This window comes from Pseudomonas sp. PHC1 (assembly GCF_046487845.1).
GTDB lineage: Bacteria > Pseudomonadota > Gammaproteobacteria > Pseudomonadales > Pseudomonadaceae > Aquipseudomonas > Aquipseudomonas sputi.
Genome location: NZ_JBJXHJ010000004.1, coordinates 79,789 through 96,443, shown reverse-complemented (window position 1 = coordinate 96,443; position 16,655 = coordinate 79,789). Strand labels below are relative to the sequence as shown.

Here is a 16,655-nt window from a genome sequence, read left to right as displayed (position 1 = left end):
TATGAGGTGGTAAAGAGCCAGGCGCTAGACCTGGCTCTTAAGTTTTAGTAAACCAGTTCAATAGTTGTTAAGCCGTTCAATGCAATTGGCTTAGAAATATCTAATTCTGTAGTCTTGTTGATGTATGCCTGTACTCCAAGCTTACCTGTAAGTGTGGTGAACTCTACTGGAGTAAGAGTTCCGGTAGATGCCCAAGAAGCGTTTTTCGAGATGTTAGTGCCGTAAATATTACCTGTCGTATTGGCCATCCATGTATCTACACCCCAATCATTATTTTGCTGAATGCTATCAACTGCTATACCATCTGCTGTCACAGTGCCGGAAGCTATTCGAATACCGTAGCCACCAATTTTTGCCGCTCCATCAAGGCCTAAACCTACAACGGGCATGTTCGCGACGCCAAAGATAGGTACTGGAGATGGGCCCGCTGTTGTAGCCTGCTCTGTAGCGCCTGCTAAAGTACTTGGGCGACCATTAATTGCTCTGATTTTTACTTTCGCAGGTGCGTCGCAAGTAATAGTGAAGTCAATCTGCCGTTCTGGCAGCACAGTAAAATCAGTTGCGGATAAACTCGATGGTGCAATATTGCCATAGTCGATTGTACCGCCACCAGATAGAGTCGGGGTGCATGATGATGGCGTGATATTACCAATTACTCGCACATCAATGGAATTTGCCATAACTGGGAGTGAAACAGCGGAAAGTAGCGCAAATGCGCAAGTGGATTTCTTAAGTGATTTCATTTAGTGCCAACCTTTAGCAGCAAGCTAAGTTTCTTCGAGTTGTGTGTTGCTAGGTATTACAGGTTCATTTTCAGGTGGGGAGGGCTTCATTGATATAAGACTTGTCTCAAAGCGTGGAGGCCTTGATTGTTAAGTTTTTTTTTTGGCGTGAATGTTCTGGTTATTGAGGGGTGAGTTACTATTAATTATAAGTGGGGATTGGATTTTATTTGGTGTAAGCGCTTGTGAAAGTGTTGTTATTTTAAATAAGGTGGGCATTAATGTTTTGCGTTAAATATATGTTGGTTTTCTCTGTTTTTGTTCAGTTGTGTCTTGTTTATAAAGTTAGGTGTACGGGTTTCGTTGGTTTGCTGAAGGAGAATATGCTGTGTTTTGAATCGCCCCGGTTTCGTAGACACCCCTTTGCCTTAAACTGAGGCCAATTAGGAGGCGCCATGAGCAACCCGCGTTACCCCGAAGAATTCAAAATCCAAGCGGTCAAATAAGTAACCGAAAAGAAGCTACCTGTTGCTGATGTGGCAACACGTCTTGGTGTGTCGACGCATAGCCTCTATGCCTGGATAAAGCGCTATAGAAAACCTCTAGAAGAACGACAGCAAGACGATGATCAACACGCTGAACTGCGTCGTTTGCGAGCAGAACTCAAACGCGTCACTGAAGAGCGAGACATCTTAAAAAAGGCCGCCGCGTACTTTGCCAAGGAATGCGGCTGAAGTACGCCTTCATCCAGCAGCGCGCGGGCGACTATTCGATTCGACGGCTTTGCCTGACACTGAAAGTTTATCCCAGCGGTTATTACGCCTGGCTGTCTGAGCCGCAATCTTTACGCGCCAAAGACGACCAGCGACTGCTGGCTTTGATCAAGCATTCCTGGCTGGAGAGCGGCGGTGTTTATGGCTATCGCAAAATCCATGACGATCTGCGCGAGGTCGGTGAGGATTGTGGTCGTCATCGTGTGGCGAGGCTGATGCGTCTTGGAGGTCTGCGTTCTCAGACAGGTTATCGACGCCGCCCTGGAAAGTACGGCGGTAAGCCAGCGGTCGCCTCACCCAATTTGCTGAAGCGCCAGTTCGATGTCGTGAAACCCAACAAGGTTTGGGTCACCGACATCACCTACATTCGTACTTATGAAGGTTGGTTGTATTTGGCTGTGGTGCTGGATCTGTTTTCTCGTCAGGTCGTTGGCTGGTCAATGAAGGCGCAAATGATCAGTGATTTGGCTATTGAAGCATTGTTGATGGCGGTTTGGAGGCGTAAACCTAAGCAAGAGGTGATGGTTCATTCCGACCAAGGTAGCCAGTACAGCAGCTCCGATTGGCGCGGCTTTTTGAAGGCAAACAATTTAGTTGCCAGCATGAGTCGCAGAGGCAACTGCCATGACAACGCCGTGGCCGAGAGCTTTTTCCAGCCTCTGAAACGAGAACGGATCAAGCGAAAAATTTACACCACGCGGGAAGATGCTCGTAGTGATGTGTTCGATTACATCGAGATGTTCTACAACGTAAAACGCCGTCATGGTTTCAATAATCAGCTGTCACCGGTAGAGTTTGAAAAGCGTTACGCAATGAGCTTGCAAGGTGTCTAGAGAATCCGGGGCGATTCATTTTAAATAAAAAATGCCTGCTTTTTTAATTGCAGGCATTCATTGTTTTTTGCGTCGTGAAGATCGTGTAGATTTTAAATGGCTTTAGGTGTCTCAATTTTTAGTTGTCACCTCACTAGAATCAGGTAACTCACCCGCAATCGACTCCAAGATGTCAGTCATAGAAAGAATGCCTACGAATTCGCCATCTTTGTTGATCACGAATGCTATATGAGTCGAGTTCTCACGCATCTCTTCCAGTGCGTTCAGAATAGTTACGTTATCCAAGAGGTTGAGTGCTTGGCGCGAAATATTCTCTAGGTCTTGTGCATCGTCCTGCAAAATTCCTTTTAGGAAGTCTTTTTTATGCAAGAATCCCAGAGGCTCTTCGATTCGTCCGTTCCTGATCAACGGAAGCCTAGAGTATGGTGAATTGAGTAGGCGTTTGCGTATCTCCTCAGGTTTTTCGTTCAGATCTATGTAGTCGACATCTTCGTGAGGGGTCATAACAGAGTGAATCTGTTGCTCTGCCAGTCGCAGGACTCCGCTGATCATCACACGCTCCCGACGATTGAAAAGCTCTTGGGGCGCTTCACTATCCATCATGTCGGCAATTTCTTCTCCCACCTCATCCTCACTTACCTTGCGACCGCCGAGTAGGCGCAGTACAGCGTGTGCAGTGCGCTCTCGCATAGGACGCTCACCTTGCAGGTTCTTCTTGCGTCCTTTTCGAGCGATTTGGTTAAACACTTCGATCAGGATGGAGAAGCCTATAGCCGCGTAGAGGTAGCCTTTTGGAATATGGAAGCCCAGGCCTTCAGCAGTCAAGCTGAAACCGATCATCATCAAGAAGCCAAGACACAGCATGATGACGGTCGGATGGCCGTTAACGAATTTGGTCAGCGGCTTGCTGGCCACAATCATCAAACCGATAGAGAAGATCACTGCAATCATCATGATCGACAGTTCTTCCACCATGCCTACTGCGGTGATAACCGCGTCTAGGGAGAAGACCGCATCTAAGACAACAATTTGCGCAACAATTGGCCAGAAAAGGGCGTAAGCGGTGTTGCCTTTGCGCTCTGCAACATGCCCTTCAAGCCGTTCATGGAGCTCCATGGTCGCCTTGAATAGCAGGAAGATGCCGCCGAACAGCATAATCAGGTCTCGACCCGAGAATGATTTGCCGAATACATCTATCAACGGTGCGGTCAGTGTCACCATCCAGGAGATGCTGGCGAGAAGCCCCAAACGCATCAGCAGCGCTAAGGACAGTCCGATAACGCGGGCACGGTCGCGTTGCTCGGGAGGCAGCTTGTCTGCAAGTATCGCGATAAAAACTAGGTTATCGATCCCTAGAACGAGCTCTAAGACGATAAGTGTCAGTAGACCAAACCACGCTGTTGGATCAGCAATCCATTCCATAGGAATTGTTTTATCTCTTGAAATATTGAGGGGGAAGACACAGGCCGATGACCCCGTCATGAAGATGTTCAGGAAAAGTCCATCGAGCTGTTATTCGAGGAGCTTGAGAAAAGCTCTTCACCTTAGCTCCTTCATGTTACAGCGAAGCATTAAGCGGCGTCGGATAGCAACCAAATAATCAATCTCTATCGTCACTCCGAGTCGATAGCCCGGTAACGTATGTGGCTGGTGTGCACCACGCAAAACAGACCAGTTGCCGGAGAAAATCGCCGGCACTGATCTGCGGTGGAGTGAGTGCAGTCTCTATGCTGAGAAGCCACCATCAATTGTCAGGCTTGCGCCGGTGATGTATCCGGCCTCAGGGCCTGCCAAGTAGGAGACGAAGCTGGCTATCTCTTCAGCCTTGCCATAGCGCTTAACAGCCATCAGCGCTTGCAACTGACTTGCACCTTCGCCGTCGGCAGGGTTCATTTCGGTGTCAACGGGGCCAGGCTGTACGTTATTGACAGTGATTCCCCGTGGGCCTAGATCGCGGGCCATGCCCTTCGTCATACCAACCAATGCCGACTTGCTCATAGCGTAGATTGCACCACCGGCCATTGGGACACGGTCAGCATTAACGCTACCGATGTTAATAATACGTCCACCATCGTTCATGTGACGGGCCGCTTCTTGACAAGCGATAAAAACGCTTCGTACGTTAACGGCAAGCGTACGATCTAGATCCTCTAGAGTCAGCTCATCGAGCGGGCCCCAAGACAAAACTCCCGCGTTATTCACTAAAATGTCTAGGCTGCCGAAGTGTTTTACAGCTTGGCGAATTGCTTTTTGTACTGCTGAGGCGTCGTTGCTATCGGCTTGAATAGCGAGAGCTTTACCACCAGCTGCTGTAATGTCACTAACGGCATTTTCCGCCTGTTGCACAGAGGACGCGTAGGTGAACGCGACTGCCGCACCCTCTATGGCCAGGCGATTAGCAATTGCAGCACCGATGCCTCGGGAGCCACCTTGGATAAACGCAACTTTTCCTTGAAGGCGATCAGTTTTTTTCATTTGCTACTCACTTTTGTAGTAATTGGATGATATGAGCTACAGTTTTTTACGAAAAACAACTGACTAATGAAGGCTTGAATCTAGCTATTAGTCAATGATTTCAAGACTCAAAAATCTAAGAAAAATTAACCATAACACCCCGCGTGTGCTTGCCTCGCCTGCAAGATCGGCGGATGGATTCGGCTACTTTTCGTTAATAAAGTCTATCACGAGTGGCTTGACCAATGAGGGACATTCTTCCATCAGCCAATGACCGCAACCATTTAAAACGTGGCCTTGAACGTCTTTAGCATACTCATTCATTTGATCGATCTGAGTCTGACCAAGCCCTCCTCGGCCATCTCCTGAAACAGCCAATAGTGGCATGCTCAGTTTGCCCTGTTTGAGCAATGCTTCGTTTTGATGTACCGAAGTTGGAAGTGCTCGGTAATACTCAAATGCCGCGTGTAGAGTGTGAGGTTTTGAGTAAGACTTTGCGTACAAATCAAGCATCTTCTCGGTAAAGGCTTCCGGCTTTTCAGCGTGCTTTTTGATGAAGTGCGAAAAGAATAATTTTTCATTACCCGAAATTAGAGTTTCAGGGAGTGCGCCATCGGCTGAAAAGAAGCTGAAGTGCCAAGCCGTTGATTCACCTTGCGGAGTATATGCTGGAAATCCGTAAATCCTCGAATCAGGGATAACTGCCTCTAGATATGCGACCTTAGAAATATCTTTTTGGTGCTTTGACAGCATTGGGTAGGTCGCCCAGATACCAATATCATGAGCGACCAGCTTGAACGGTGCGTCAGGGCTAAAACGTTTTGCAAACGAGTAAAGGTAGGGTGAGACATCCTCGCCTGTGTAGGTTGTCCTTAGTGGATCGGACATGCCTAAGCCAGGTAGGTCGACAGCAATGACCCTATGGGTCTTCGCCAGCTCAGGCATTAGCTCGCTCCACTCGTACCATGATTGAGCAAATCCGTGAACCATCAAAAGCACCGGGCCACTGCCACCGGCGACATAGTGCATTTTTATGCCGTTAACTTCTTCGAAGCCACTTTTAAAACCCTCAGGAATTGGGAACTCATCGGTTGCCATTGCGGAGAACGAGCATAGTGCACCGCAGCTCAGCGTTGCTACATACTTTAAGAAGCCAGTCATAATTCATCTCTTTGATTAGGAAAGCAGCAAAGTATTCCCAGCTCTATATGGTTGCCTTTGCACCGATGAGCTAGGACTACGAAGCGGTTAAGCTGAAAAACCGCCATCAATGCTGAGACTGGCGCCGGTGATGTACCCAGCATCAGGGCCGGCTAGGTAGGACACGAAGCTGGCGATCTCGGCATCTTTGCCATACCGGCCGAGCGCCATGAGTTTTTTCAGTTCGCTGGCCGTCTCACTATTTTCAGGGTTCATGTCGGTATCGACCGGGCCAGGCTGAACGTTGTTGACCGTAATGCCACGTGTGCCCAAGTCTCTCGCCAAGCCTTTGGTGAAGCCAACCAGGGATGCTTTGCTCATTGCATATACAGCACCGCCAGCAATTGGGATTCGGTCGGCGTTGATGCTGCCAATGTTGATAATGCGTCCACCGGCTCGCATGTAACGTGTTGCTTCTTGGCTAGCGATAATGACACTGCGGACGTTGACGGCCAGTGTAAGGTCGATTTCCTCGAGTGTGAGTTCTTCCAAAGGGCCCCACGGAAGAACGCCTGCATTGTTTACGAGGATATCCAGCCCGCCGAAATGTTCCGTTGCCTGACGGATTGCCTGTTGCAGTAGTTCTGGATTCGCGCTGTCGGCTTGAAGAGCAATGGCGTTCCCGCCAGCACCTTCGATCTCACTGACTATTTTTTCTGCCGCGATCTTCGACGATTGATAGGTAAATGCGACAGCAGCGCCTTCACTGGCCAGGCGTTTCACGATCGCCGCGCCGATGCCTCGGGAGCCACCTTGCACGAAGGCAATCTTGTCTTGAAGGTTTTTTACTGGGTTCATGTCTACTCATTCCTCAGCTTTGAAAGTCATTTTTCACAACGTTGGATAAGACTAAGTGATTCACAGAAGCTGATTAAGTCCCTAGAATTCCAATATCTAAGTCCTGCACGGAATCAATTGTGATGGTCAAGAACCAGTTTTTTGAGATTCGAAATTTCGTTACGGTCGCGCAGGCGGGGAGCTTCACCGTAGCTGCGCAGGCATTAGGAATGACGGGGTCGGCGCTCAGTAAAAGCATCATGCGTCTTGAGGCTCGCTTGGGAACAAAGCTGCTGCACAGGACTACCAGGCGACTAAGCCTGACCAATGATGGTGACTCGTATCTCTCGGATTGCCAGAACGCTATGGCGATTCTGGACGAAGCGGAAAGCCGCTTAGGTAGCGAGCAGCGTTTGCCTGCTGGACGAGTGCGAATCGACTTACCTTCGGCATTTGGACGCAGGTACATCCTCTCGGCACTTCTTGAGCTGACGAAGCAGTACGAGGAACTGGATCTATCAGTAACCTTCAGTGATCGAACGGTCGATTTGATGGCTGATGGGGTTGATGTAGCAGTGAGAGTAGGAGGCCTTGATGACAACGTTGATCTAGTGGCACGTCGATTGGGTGAGCAGCGACGCGTAATCTGTAGTTCGCCTTCTTATTTTGCCCGGCGAGGCATCCCGCTGATTAAAGAGGATTTGTCACAACACGTTTGCATTACCGGGTGGCCGATGACGCTACGCCATAGCTGGCTTCTAAAAAACTCAGACGGTACCACTGAGGCCTACGAGATTCCGGTACGGCATGAAATAGGTGACTGCGAGGCGATCTTGGCGACCGCCTTGGCAGGTTGTGGATTAGCTCAAGTGCCGACCTGGTTAGTTGAGGAACACCTCCGATCTGGGGCATTAATTTCGGTGCTCGATGAGTTTGCAGGAGACGATGTACCTATCCATGCGATTTGGATTAAAACTCCCTATATTCAGCCAAAACTGCGAGCAGTTATCGATAGGCTAGTCGAGTTGGCGCAGCTTCCGAATAGTAAGTTTAAGCCATGAATACGATGTTGCTTGGCTGCATAAATTGCTTTTAATGCCGTGGCGTCTTTCTTAGGTTTATTTTGCTTGCTTGCTTGCTTGCTTGCTTGCGGAGCTGGGGCTGGTTTTTATATGCAGACAGTAAATTGAGTGATTTTGAGTGCTATTGGTTTGTCTCCAGCGCTAAGGTGAACTCTAATATATTTGCCCCATAAACTTCTTGTACTACTGCGCCGTTTTTTATATAGACATAAGTTGGTATGTTTGTAATGTTGTACTGCTGCGCAATCTCATCCACTTCGTCAATATCAATTTTCAGGAAAATTGTATTTGGATGGATTAATGTTAATGCTTCAATCGCCGGATTTATCATTTTACACGGCCCGCACCATGGTGCGTGAAAATTAACAACGACTAATTTTGTGCCTGCGGCAGCCAGTCTGTTGTTAAAGTCGAAAGCGTCAACAATATTAATTTGGCTCATGATTTCCCTCTCATATTGGCTTAAATTTTCTTTATAGACGAGGTGGATCCGATTGCAAGCGGATAAAAAAATAAATTCGTGCTTTTCTTTTTTCCGAATTTTTAGGCGCCTCACATTTTAGCTTGGCTCTCCAAGCCTGAATGATCGTAAGCGGATGCAGCTGACTTGGTGGCCGCCCACAGTTGTTGCCTCGCCAACTGCCGGGCCGTCATATCGGTGAGGCTGTACCGAAGGCTGCCTTTACCGTGGGCCTCGAAAGGGTCAAGGTAGTATTTTAGCCCAGGAACCAGAGCTACGTACGCTCTTGGCTGGGCGGATGGTGTTGAACACGTTGCGTACCATGGCAGCACTAACGCGAATGTTCTCGGCCTCCGTTGCTTGCCGTAATCATGTGGTGATGAACACATGAGTAATCGAGGCCGCTTTCACTCCACCACTCACTGCAGGCGCCGTCCATTGCGCCAGTGCCGAGCATTCATTCATCATTCGCTGAGAACGGAGAGTTGATGTCAACATCGATACCGCCGATCACACAATCGAGGCGAACCAGCTGAGTTGAATCGAGGGCGATCAGCTTCCCTGGGTTACTCAGGATGTCTTCCTCTAGCACCGTCAGAAACTCGCAAACCTCCTGATCATTCTTTGTGGTGTCTGTGCCATCCGTCTCATCGAGAGAAAGGATCATGGATGGGCCATGTCTCAGACGGAGCATCAGGGAGTACGGAGATGGGCACATAGGCGGTCGCTCGAGCCCAAGAGGAAGGGGAGGCAATGATTAACTCAGGTGCACGGCCGATGGATTGCGCCGCTCGTTTGGCTTGTTCGATGCCCTTCTCAGTGAGCGGAATACTTGCGCGATCAAGGGTCGCTGCACCGGCATTGGCTGCGCTTTCTCCATGACGCACTAGCCTGACATTCTTCATTGACTTACCTGTCGTTTCGCCGACGCACGACGCCGCTAGCGTTGCTAGTGAGGTGGCTGGAGTTAATCAGAGGGAATGTGGCTGAAAGCTCGATCAAGTGAGCTCCATTATCGCCCGCATCCAGAGCAAGCGGGTAATAGAGCAAGGAAGGAAGCTGGTCGGCGTACGACATCGTGGCTTCTTCCGTTGAATAGAGACGCGTCCCAATCGCTGGGTCGTACTTTGGGGCGTCGTTCCTTCGGGCCTAGTGCCCGCCTATGGCTGGTGATCCAAATGGCCCGCTAGATTCCGCCTGTTATACGCGCAAAATTTTTGGGAATTATGGCGTGGCGATAATTATGGCTAGCCAATAATTTAAATAGTTCACTGTCGTTTGCTAAGCGTGTCTAACCCTGCGTCGCTAGTCGAAGGACTGTGTGCGTAGCCAGGCGATTACCTTTTCCTGCCTGTTCAAAATCCCTACCTTCGGCATCCCAGCATTGAGGATAGTGAACAGCCTTAGCCTGTCCGTCACATCACTACGAGTGGAGGTACGCGTGGCCTTGGTTCATCCTACAGTGAGCGCGTCACCATATCTGTAAACGAGGCTTCGGTTATTCGTATTCATACCCGTTGAGGGGGACTTTATTTTGAAGGCACGATGCCGGCTGAAGGCTTGAGGATCAAAAAATCGACGTCCCAGGATCTCCTCCCAATCTAGCAATTCCTTGCTTGATATGCCCCGCATTCTCGCCAATCTTCTCCAGCGCAACACGTGCATTGTCGCAAGCCTCAGATGACCCACGCTGCTCCTCCAGCAGGACGAGCTCCATTAGTGCCGCTTCGATCGCTAGTTGGTTTTCGTACATTCTTGCCAGTACGTCGGGAAGGGAATACTGCTCGGCCATGATTCGACTCCGTTCGGGTGAAGAGCAAAGCGTAGCAGGGGGGGTGATGATGAGCTTGAGGGAAGTGTTCGCTCCTTCGGGCCAATAGGCCCGGCTCACATAATCAGCCGAGCACCTCCTTAATGATGGATGCAACATTTCTAGCATCGTCTATCCCTCGGTGATAGGTGCCCTGCCATACCAAGCCCAACGACTCTACTGTTTGCTTAAGACTTTTCGGCTGATCGTCGTATAGGCCTTTATGCCACTTTCTGACGTTGAAGTGCTGCAGGCCGGCGAGCAGGGAAGGGCACGCAGCGAATCCGGCGTCACGCTCAAGCTGCCTCGCATCGTAGTCACCCCAAGACGCCCAGGCCGCGTCTGGATAACGCTCTATGAAAGCTCCTAGCTCCAGACCTACCTCCACATAGGTTCCCGCGCTGTCCACGTCCGCTTGCTGAATGGATGTGAGCTGCTTGCAGAAATCAGTAAGTCTAGGGTTGATCTGGGGGCGTACGAAACGCTGGAACTCATCGACGATTTCAAGCGTTTCAAGGTCGATCACCACCAGGCCAATCTCAATCGTTTCCATCTGATCAGGAGCGATTACGAGCGACCTTGGAGATTCGTGTACTCCAACCTCGTCACAGGTTGCCTCTAGGTCAACGCAATAGAGGTAGCGGTATGGTGCGAGGAGGTTATGGATTGCTTGGAGGTGAAGGAACTTTGCTTGGATGCTCATGGCATGGGAGACCTTGCTTGGAGCTTGTTGAGATTAACCGCCCCATCTATGTCGATTGAATCACTCACTGTCCACAACGAATCGCCTAGAGCACGGGTCACGACATACCCACAACCATTGAGGACGTGATTTTCGATCTCGTACCTGCGCCACTCGATCATCGCTTGGGCATCAACCAGGAGTGGCTTGCGCTCAATGAGCCAAGCTACCGCATTGAGAAATTGCCCGTGTGAAAAGACTAGGATGTCTTGCGCCGGGAGCGTGGTGAGGCGATCTAGGAACGATCGTGCGCGACCAACAAACTCCAGAAACGACTCAGCACCTTCTCCATCAATGTAGGACGGATCCGCGTTCGCCCAATACTGTTCTACCCATGCCTTCCGTTGCCCTACGATGGTATTCACACACCTAGCCGGATCAAGATAGGTGAACTCCTCGATGGGCCATGTTTCGAATGGTGCATCAGGGAATACGGAGATGGTCGCATCCGCAGTCGCTCGAGCCCGAGAGAAAGGGGAGGCGACGATTAACTCAGGTGCACGGCCGACGGACTGCGCCACTAGTTTAGCTTGTTCGATGCCCTTTTCGGTGAGCGGGATACTTGCGTGATCAAGGGTAGCTGCACCGGCATTAGCTGCGCTTTCACCATGACGCACTAGCCTGACATTCTTCATTGACTTACCTGTCGTTTCGCCGACGCACGACACCAGTAGCGTTGCTAGGGGCATGGCTGGAATTAGGGTAGAGGTGGTGGGGTCACATGTAGACTTTTGAAAGCTCGCCAGTGAACTCAATTATCGCCCGCATCCAGAGCGAACTGGTAGTAAAGCAGGGTGGGGAGCTGGTCGGTGTACGACATCGTGGCTTCTTCCGCTGAAGAGAGACGCGTCGCAATCGCTGGGCCGTACGTGGAGGCGTCGTCCCTTCGGGCCTTGTGCCCGCCTATGACTAGTGAACCAACTGGCCTGCTAGGTTCCGACCTCGATATGCGCAAATTATTAAGAATTATGGCCGGGCAATAATTATGGCTGGCGAATAATTTAAATAATTCACAGTCGTTTGCTCGAGCGTGTGTCACCCCACTCGCGCAGCCGACCAGTCAAATGATTGTGCTTGCAACGTGCAGATCCTCGAAAACCGCCTACGCTAATGTGGGCCTATCGCCATCATTTAATCCTTTTTGGCCACAGAAGCCCCGAGGGTGCACCCGATCGGTTACGGGTCTGCCAACCCTTTCCCACCAGCCAAGCTGCGGCATGTGCACCGCTGCTTCTCATGGACACGAGAGAGATGATCGAGTCTATCAGCCTCAAAAAGATTGCAACTTATAGCCCTGACACCCCGGAAAACCTAACCGAACTCAAAGCGGTTAACGTCATCTACGGAGCAAACGGCGCGGGTAAAACAACCCTCAGTCGTCTGATTGCTGATCCTGGGATATCAGCGGATTGTACGGTGCGCTGGAAGAACAATATTCCTGTCCCTGCCTTGGTTTATAATAGCGACTTCATTGCCGATAATTACAGCGACTCCAAGAATCTCAAGGGTGTTTTTACTCTTGGCAAGACGGAGCAGAGCCAGAAAGATCGACTGGAACAACTCAAGGATGACTGTAAGCGTTTCGAGCAGCAGCGAGACAGAACATTAGTCCAGCTCAACGGTGAAGATGGAACAAGCGGAAAGCACGCGGAACGTCGGGAGCTGGATGCGAGACTAGTTTCCCGCTGCTGGGATCAGAAGATCAAACATGATGAAGTCTTTCAGGGTGCGTTTAAAGGGGTTCGCAGCAGCCGGGATAGCTTTAAAGCCAGAGTGCTCCAGGAAAACTTGAACAATAAAGCACCTTTGCTGAAGCTGGAAAAGCTCACTGATAAGGCACTGGTGCTCTATGGGGATGCGCCAAGTGCTCTTGTTTCTGTGCCCAGCATAGACCTGACATCGCTTATCGCCCTTCAGTCCGACAGGATTCTTGCAAAGAAGATAATTGGTAAAGGCGATGTTGATGTGGCTGCCCTCGTTGAGCGTCTAGGCAATAGTGACTGGGTTCGTCAAGGTATAAAGTTTCTGGAGCACAGTGATGACCATTGTCCTTTCTGTCAGCAGGCTGTCTCGCAAGACTTCGAAGCACATTTAAGTCAATATTTCGATGAGGCGTTTGAAACGGATGTGAAGGCGCTGAAGGAATTCAGTGACCTCTACTTTTTGAGAGCAAATGACCTCGTAGCGCGCGCACAAACTTTACTGGACAATGATTACCAGCATCTAGAAAAGGAGGTCCTGGGTCTAGAGGTTAAGGCGCTTGAAGCCCTAATAAAGGTTAATGTTGAGCGAATTGTCAATAAGATGGCTTCGCCAAGTCTGGCGGTTGAGTTGGAGTCGCTCAGTGACTTGGGCGAGAAGCTCGCTAAGCTTATTGCAGATGCAAACAAAAAAATAAGTGAGCATAATCGGCTTGTCACCGGCTTCAGTACCGAACAATCCAATCTGACATCGGAAGTATGGAAGTACCTGCTTGAGACTGAACTGAAGCAGACGCTTTCAGAGTATACGGCTGATACTGGTCGTCTTGATAAAGCTATCGAAGGCTTGACTAGAACGTTAGACAAGGCCAAGGGCGATATTTTGCAAGCAAATGCTGATATCGCCGCGCTCGAAGCTTTGCTTACCAGTGTTCAGCCTACCGTAAAAGCCATTAATGAGTTGCTCAGAGATTTCGGGTTCCGAGGATTCTCGCTGGCGGTTGCCCCTGGAGAAAATTCTTATAAGCTCCTCAGGTCAGATGGAACGGATGCGCGAAAGACATTGAGTGAAGGTGAAAAGACTTTCGTCACCTTCTTGTATTTCTACCACCTGCTAAAGGGCAGCACTACGACATCTGGGGTTACCACTGAGCGAATCGTGGTTATCGATGACCCTGTTTCCAGCCTGGACAGTGACGTTCTCTTTATTGTCAGCAGCTTGATCAAACAGATTTTCACTGAGGTGCGTCAGGCTAACAATGTTATTCGGCAGATTTTCGTGCTGACCCATAACGTTCATTTCCATAAGGAAATCACCTTTAGTCCGCTCCGTCGTGGTACCAAGGCGTGGGGTGACGAGACCTTCTGGGTTGTCCGCAAGCCGGATCATCACACGAAAGTCGAAGGTCACGCGCACAACCCCGTCAAAACGTCATATCAGCTCTTGTGGGGAGAGTTGCGTAAGAATCCACTGCCTACATTGACGCTGCAAAATACCATGCGCAGGATTTTGGAGAACTACTTCAAGATCTTAGGTGGCATCGACACCGATAAGCTCTTGGAAAAGTTCGACGGTCACGAGAAGGTGCAGTGCCAGTCTCTGATCAGCTGGGTCAACGACGGATCGCACTATTCTCCAGATGATTTGTTCGTGGCCATTGGCGACAAGATGGCGACCAGCTACATGAAAATCTTTTTCAAGATTTTCAAAGCGGCCAATCACTTGGCGCATTACGAGATGATGATGGGTGAGGACTACAAGGATCTCACGGCTGACGATGTCGTGGCTGAAGAAGGTAGCGACGCTCATGGCGATTCTGACGCCGGGTCTCAAACAGAGGTGGCGAGAGGAGAAACGCTTTTGGCTGCAGCCCACATTCCGATAGCCGAGGAGCCGATTAAGGTCGATTCATCACCTGCTACGGCACCTCTGGAAGCAGTCCTGCCAAAGCCAGCACAACGTCAAGTGATTCAGCCAGGACTTCTTCTCCCTGACACACCTAACGCCCCGAACACTGCTAGCGAACCAGGCACACCTCGCATACCTGAACCACCCGAGGCACCTGGCGATGACCAAGACCCAGATTCGATCCCGTTCTGACCTCATCAGCCCAGCGCACCGCCTCGTGTGCTGGGTACTCAGGTCGGCGGCAACCCGATGTATAAGCAGCCGAGCATCTCCTTAATGATGGATGCTACGTTCCTGGCATCGTCTATCACCACGGTGATAGGTAAAACCCAATTGCACACCCATTTAACACCATTCAGCCAATCGGCTGCAGGAAACGGAAAGGGTGGAATATCTAGAAGTGGGTATAGCCTCAGAGCGCAGCGAGTCGTGATGCGTTAGCCAAGCGCGACGTCCGGCAGCACTCGGCAGACCTCGCGGGCGGAGAGAAGGGAGGTTGTGTTCAAAATGTTCTGCGCTCGCATCCTAGCTTGCCCATAGCTAAGCTGCGGTATGAAGCGGCGTCAACGGGAAGTTCGATCCTTCGGGCCGATGGGCCCAGCTAAACAATTAGCTAAGCATTTCCTTCACGATGGAAGCCACATTCCTAGCATCGTCTATCCCACGATGATAGGTACCCATCCAAACCAAGCCCAACGACTCAACTGTTTGCTCAAGTGATTTGGGGCGATTCATATAAGCCCGCATGCCATTTCCTCGCATTGAAATTTTACGGCTTAGAGCGCGAGCAGGTTTTCATTGATCTTGAATAGAAGGGAAGGGAGTAGGTCTGCGTTCGACATTGTGTTTCCTCCGTGGAAGACATCAGCGTAGCAGTAGGAGGATTGTTGGATCTTTGTCGTAGGTCAGAGCACATCACATCAGCTTTTGGCTAGCTAACGAACCGTTCATGCGGAACTGCACCATTCATTCGTGAGATAGCATCCATGCGATTGGAGTTAATGACATCGTAGCGCGTCACATGGAGATGGCTCCGTTAGTAGCTCAGAATGCTGTAGTTCGGATTTAGACGGCAGAGGAGCGACAAGCTTCGTCCAACTGAAATTTGGCCGCTCCCAGAACCTTCTTAGGCTTTAGGCTTCTTCCCTCGCGAAGAACTGTAGTGGCCCAACAATTTAGATGGGGAAAGATCTGTCAAATTAGGCATCGGCGACTTTGTTTGCTCTTTAAGATATTTGATATATAGAAAAATCACAGAGCGTCGGACTGTTCGAGTCGACACCTCCGTTGGATCGATTTGAGCTTCCAATAACCAAGAGTGCAGGATCTTATTCAGCTCGTAAGAGGTCATTGGATGGCTAGTGTTCTTGCTGGACGGGAACAGGTAATCGCCGTGAGCAAGCCCACTTTCTTTAACGTACGTAGAAACCACAAAATCTTTGGCTGTAGTCAAAGCGCGTCGTTGCCGGTACAAACGCAATTTGGAGGCTGGGAAGTCCAGCATCACCATCTGGTCGGTGTAGTTTACGTTTTCAACTTTGAGATGGAGCAATTCAGACTGACGAATACCAGAGAGCAGCACTGAGCACAAAAATTGGTCACGTAGGTTGGCTTTGCTCTGGACTACCTTCTCAATGGCATCAAGCTCACATTTACTCAAATATTTTGTGGATGCGAGGGGCGACGCGGATTTCCAAGGCACACTTCCCGTTGAACTGAATGCTTTATGGACTACGCGTTGGGCCGCTTCTGGGATTTTATGATCTGAACGCACTACTGAGCTGTGGCTGTCTGTCTTGCCAACGTAGGGCGTTTGCTCTTGCCGAAAGCTATGGAAGGCCAAAAGTTCGTGAAGCGGGAGTAGCAACACTAAACGCTCGATATCACGGTCGTCGATACCTACGGCGTTGCTCGACTTGAGAAACTGAAATATGGATGTGCTGACGTTGTCCCTTACTTCTGCAAGAGTAGGTACAGGTGCATCCGGTGAGCAATTTTCTGATGACCTCAACACATCGTGCAAGTCGCGATAGCCCAACCCCTGTGCCAAAATCTCTTGCGCGGTCATGAGACTGATAGCGTTAGCACCAGGCCAGTGACGACGAAGCACTTTTGCAATGTGTTTGAATCGACGTTTGGGAATTAAATCGAAGGGGAAGATCGGGACGCGCATGGCATTTCTCCAATACGTCA

General features: G+C 50.0%; 13 protein-coding genes and 3 pseudogenes. 3 read left to right on the top strand and 13 right to left on the bottom strand.

The window, feature by feature from the left end; all coding sequences use genetic code 11:
- Positions 1-44: 44 nt before the first annotated feature.
- On the bottom strand, positions 45-743 hold the full coding sequence (locus tag ACKJSM_RS07510; protein ID WP_410237115.1) for a DUF1120 domain-containing protein: 699 nt from the start codon (positions 741-743) through the stop codon (positions 45-47).
- 434 nt (positions 744-1,177) lie between these two features.
- Here ACKJSM_RS07510 and ACKJSM_RS07505 point away from each other — a divergent pair.
- Positions 1,178-2,328, top strand: a pseudogene (locus ACKJSM_RS07505) (IS3 family transposase).
- Positions 2,329-2,454: 126 nt separating this feature from the next.
- Here ACKJSM_RS07505 and ACKJSM_RS07500 read toward each other — a convergent pair.
- From ACKJSM_RS07500 to ACKJSM_RS07485, 4 genes and pseudogenes are all read right to left on the bottom strand, one after another.
- Positions 2,455-3,750 (bottom strand): annotated as a pseudogene (locus ACKJSM_RS07500) (TerC family protein); the annotation flags it as partial.
- A 303-nt stretch (positions 3,751-4,053) separates the two neighbouring features.
- Positions 4,054-4,803: a 3-oxoacyl-ACP reductase family protein gene (locus ACKJSM_RS07495; RefSeq protein ID WP_410237114.1), complete on the bottom strand. Its 750-nt coding sequence runs from the start codon at positions 4,801-4,803 to the stop codon at positions 4,054-4,056.
- A gap of 183 nt (positions 4,804-4,986) precedes the next feature.
- On the bottom strand, positions 4,987-5,943 hold the full coding sequence (locus ACKJSM_RS07490; RefSeq protein ID WP_410237113.1) for an alpha/beta fold hydrolase: 957 nt from the start codon (positions 5,941-5,943) through the stop codon (positions 4,987-4,989).
- 87 nt (positions 5,944-6,030) lie between these two features.
- Positions 6,031-6,780 carry a 3-oxoacyl-ACP reductase family protein gene (locus ACKJSM_RS07485; protein WP_410237112.1) on the bottom strand — a complete coding sequence of 250 codons (750 nt, stop codon included), beginning with the start codon at positions 6,778-6,780 and terminating at the stop codon, positions 6,031-6,033.
- A 122-nt stretch (positions 6,781-6,902) separates the two neighbouring features.
- On the opposite strand from ACKJSM_RS07485, the gene ACKJSM_RS07480 reads away from it, so the two are divergent.
- Positions 6,903-7,820, top strand: coding sequence for a LysR family transcriptional regulator (locus tag ACKJSM_RS07480; RefSeq protein ID WP_410237111.1), 918 nt, complete (start codon positions 6,903-6,905; stop codon positions 7,818-7,820).
- A gap of 142 nt (positions 7,821-7,962) precedes the next feature.
- Here ACKJSM_RS07480 and ACKJSM_RS07475 read toward each other — a convergent pair whose 3' ends face one another.
- The 7 genes and pseudogenes from ACKJSM_RS07475 to ACKJSM_RS07445 form a co-directional block, all read right to left on the bottom strand.
- Positions 7,963-8,283, bottom strand: coding sequence for a thioredoxin family protein (locus ACKJSM_RS07475; RefSeq protein ID WP_410237110.1), 321 nt, complete (start codon positions 8,281-8,283; stop codon positions 7,963-7,965).
- Positions 8,284-8,513: 230 nt separating this feature from the next.
- A pseudogene (locus ACKJSM_RS07470) lies at positions 8,514-8,694 on the bottom strand (NAD-dependent dehydratase); the annotation flags it as partial.
- A gap of 64 nt (positions 8,695-8,758) precedes the next feature.
- Positions 8,759-8,968 (bottom strand): hypothetical protein, encoded by a 210-nt coding sequence (locus tag ACKJSM_RS07465; protein WP_410237109.1) that lies wholly within the window; start codon positions 8,966-8,968, stop codon positions 8,759-8,761.
- On the bottom strand, positions 8,949-9,206 hold the full coding sequence (locus ACKJSM_RS07460; RefSeq protein WP_410237108.1) for a phosphoglycerate mutase family protein: 258 nt from the start codon (positions 9,204-9,206) through the stop codon (positions 8,949-8,951). Before ACKJSM_RS07460 ends, ACKJSM_RS07465 begins: the two co-directional genes overlap by 20 nt.
- A gap of 662 nt (positions 9,207-9,868) precedes the next feature.
- The gene (locus ACKJSM_RS07455; RefSeq protein WP_410237107.1) at positions 9,869-10,093 is read right to left on the bottom strand and encodes a hypothetical protein; all 225 of its coding nucleotides are present in this window, start codon (positions 10,091-10,093) and stop codon (positions 9,869-9,871) included.
- Positions 10,094-10,196: 103 nt separating this feature from the next.
- The gene (locus ACKJSM_RS07450) at positions 10,197-10,814 is read right to left on the bottom strand and encodes an exonuclease domain-containing protein (protein WP_410237106.1); all 618 of its coding nucleotides are present in this window, start codon (positions 10,812-10,814) and stop codon (positions 10,197-10,199) included.
- Positions 10,811-11,488, bottom strand: coding sequence for a histidine phosphatase family protein (locus tag ACKJSM_RS07445; protein WP_410237105.1), 678 nt, complete (start codon positions 11,486-11,488; stop codon positions 10,811-10,813). Before ACKJSM_RS07445 ends, ACKJSM_RS07450 begins: the two co-directional genes overlap by 4 nt.
- Before the next feature lie 616 nt (positions 11,489-12,104).
- Between ACKJSM_RS07445 and ACKJSM_RS07440 the strand changes: the two genes are divergently transcribed.
- Positions 12,105-14,654, top strand: a complete 2,550-nt coding sequence (locus tag ACKJSM_RS07440) for an AAA family ATPase (RefSeq protein WP_410237104.1) — start codon at positions 12,105-12,107, stop codon at positions 14,652-14,654.
- Between the two features lie 934 nt (positions 14,655-15,588).
- Here the strand turns inward: ACKJSM_RS07440 and ACKJSM_RS07435 are convergent.
- Positions 15,589-16,635: a tyrosine-type recombinase/integrase gene (locus ACKJSM_RS07435; RefSeq protein WP_410237103.1), complete on the bottom strand. Its 1,047-nt coding sequence runs from the start codon at positions 16,633-16,635 to the stop codon at positions 15,589-15,591.
- Positions 16,636-16,655 lie beyond the last annotated feature (20 nt).